Below are 2,510 nucleotides of genomic sequence, written 5' to 3'. Positions count from 1 at the left end.
CACGCCCGAGACGACCGACGGCTCGCAGCCCAGGGCCCGCAGCGCCGCGACGCCGCCGCTCGCCCCGAGCGCGTCCCCGGCGGCGAAGACCACGCGGTCCACCACGGACCGGAAGGCGTCGTCGACCAGAAGGCGGCCGGTCTCGCCCTGGTAGACGCCATCGGCGATCTCGATCAGCACCACGTCGGGCGCGGGCGCCCCCGGCCGGGCAGGGGCGGCGAGCACGTCGGCCATCGTGGCAAAGACGTCGCGCACGTCCTCGAAGGGCAGCCCGAACGTGCTCGGGAACCCGAAGTCGGTGAAGTCGACCACGTGATCAGCGCCGGCGTCGACGAAGTGGTGGGCGTCGTTGCCCGCGCCCGTGCCCGTCGCCTTGCCCGCGTGCACCGTGAGGCCGGCGGCGGCCAGGCCGTGGGCGAGGCAGGCCAGCGTGGTGGACTTGCCGGAGTTCATCGACGTGCCGATGACGGCGATCACCGGGACGCGCGTGGCGTTCCCGGCCGCGCTGCCCGCCGCGCGCACCTGGTGCGGCGCGTAGGTCGCGAGGTTCACCACCGCTCCCCCGGCCGTCAGCAGGCCGACGGGCTCGATCACCGTGGCGTCCTTGATCGCGGCGTGCCGGTCCACGACCCGCGAGGCGAGCCCGCCCGCGGCGGCGAGGTGGCACGCCCCGAGGTCTTCCGGGAGCACCGCGAGGAACTGGTCGGCGGCGTACCGCGACCCGTACGCCACGACGATCTCGTCGCCCTCGAACAGGATCTGTCGGCGGGAGTCCGGCGACTCCAGCCGACGGTGCTGGCCGATCGTCACGACCCGCGCGAGCACCACGTCACCGGGGCGTGGTGCGCAGGACAGGTCCGTGACCAGCCCGAACGCGGCGGGGTCGCGTTCGATCGCCGCGGCGACGAACCGGGTGGAATAGGCCTTCTTGGCCCGCAGCAGCCGGCGTGTGGCCGGGTCCGGCGTCAGCGCGGGTACGGCACCGCCGACCCGCAGCGGGGTGGCGAGGGGACGCGGGTCGAGCCCGCGCAGCTCCGATGACGTGTCGAGGATGCTCATGACGGCCACGCTTTCTTGTCGAGGGACGCGAGGGTGCGACGTCGCTATTCGACAAGCCCGCCATGAACTCGTGATGAGACCCGGATGAAAGCTCTCTCATCAGCCACGACGGCCGTACGCCGTCGCCGTGCGGGAAGAATACCCGCGCCGGCGGCGTCGGCCGGTCAGCCCAGCTTCCAGCTCCCCTTGCCCCGCGGCACGAGCTCGATCCAGGTGTTGCCCGGGTCGAGCTCGGCGGTCCTGCCGCCGGGTACCTTCAGCACGATCGGGGCCTTCAGGCTCTTCTTGGACCAGCGCACCGAGATGGCGTGCCCCATGGAGAGCAGCGTGCCCTTGCCGCCGCTCCGCGCGAGCCGGTGCTCGGGCACCGGCGCCCCGGCCGGGTCGTGCCACTTGGTGTTGAACACCTCGGTGGACAGCACCAGCACGTTGCGCGCCGCGTGCCGGAGGCCGTTCGCGGACAGGGACGGCGCGGTGCCCTCGCTGCGCAGGTAGCGCTTGCTGTCCTGGTCCCAGGTCCAGACCGTGCGCTGGAGCGAGGACAGTCGCACGTCCACGGACCGTACGGAACGGCCGGACTGCGGCGCGGAGCCCTGGCCGAGCCTGCTCCCGTACTCGAACTGGGCCGGCGGAGGGGAGGTCCGCTCAGCGTCGGCCTGCTGCACGAACGTGGACATGGTGCCGATCACGTTGTGCGGCGCCTCGCGGGCGAGATCGCGCCGGAAGCCCGGGTCGCCGTCGTCCATGATGATCGTCTGGGTGCCCACCCGCTGCGTCGCCGCGATGAACGGTCCCTGACCGCCGGAGAACACCAGGATGCCGTCGAGCGGGGCCACGATCGCGGGGTCCATCGGCCGCACCGAGCGCACCGGCTCCACGACGTCCGGGATGTTCGAGTGGTAGGTCGCGACGAACCGGGTGATGCCGCCCTCGACGACCTCCTCCCACACGATGTCGGCCGCGTTCAGCCCGCGCTGCGGGCGGGCCGCGGTCGCGTTCTCGATCTTGACCGACACCGCCGGACGCGCCTTGACCACGTCGGTGCGCACCCCCGTGAGCGGCCACACCACCGGCACGTCGGGGGCGGGCGGCCCACCCCGGTCTCCCTGGACCTGGGCCGCGACCGTCGCGGTGGGCGTGGGCAGCGCCTCCGCGGGGCTCCCGGCGCTGCAGCCGGTCAGCACGAGTGCCGTCGCCATGGCCGCGCCTGTGGCACGAACCGCCGTCGTCCAACGCGTCATCGGTTCTCCTCCGCGAGCGATCGATGCCGAGCCCCGAGGGGTCCCCGTGGCGCACACGTTACAGATCCGCCCGACGCCCGGCCCGTCGGACGCGCTTACGCTCAGGAGGTGACCCCGACCGACCCGACGGGCGCCGTGGTGCGCGCCGTCCGGGACGCCCTCGACGGCGGCCCCGCCTACGCCCCGCAGCCCCGCCTGTCCGACGCCGCC

General features: G+C 73.6%; 2 protein-coding genes. Both read right to left on the bottom strand.

From position 1 onward, the window contains the following. Positions 1-1,059: DUF1611 domain-containing protein (locus tag PROKR_RS29255; protein ID WP_245606023.1), on the bottom strand; the 1,059-nt coding region annotated here is incomplete at its 3' end. Between the two features lie 164 nt (positions 1,060-1,223). Next, positions 1,224-2,300 carry a DUF3048 domain-containing protein gene (locus tag PROKR_RS29250; protein WP_245606022.1) on the bottom strand — a complete coding sequence of 359 codons (1,077 nt, stop codon included), beginning with the start codon at positions 2,298-2,300 and terminating at the stop codon, positions 1,224-1,226. Positions 2,301-2,510: the final 210 nt, after the last annotated feature.

It is taken from the genome of Promicromonospora kroppenstedtii DSM 19349 (assembly GCF_000515355.1).
Lineage (GTDB): Bacteria > Actinomycetota > Actinomycetes > Actinomycetales > Cellulomonadaceae > Promicromonospora > Promicromonospora kroppenstedtii.
The sequence above is the reverse complement of the archived record's forward strand: the minus strand, read 5'-3'. Positions and strand labels throughout refer to the sequence as shown.

Coding starts and splice junctions, on each gene's coding strand:
- PROKR_RS29250 (WP_245606022.1), bottom strand. CDS start 2,300: ATGACGCGTTGGACGACGGCGGTTCGTGCCACAGGCGCGGCCATGGCG.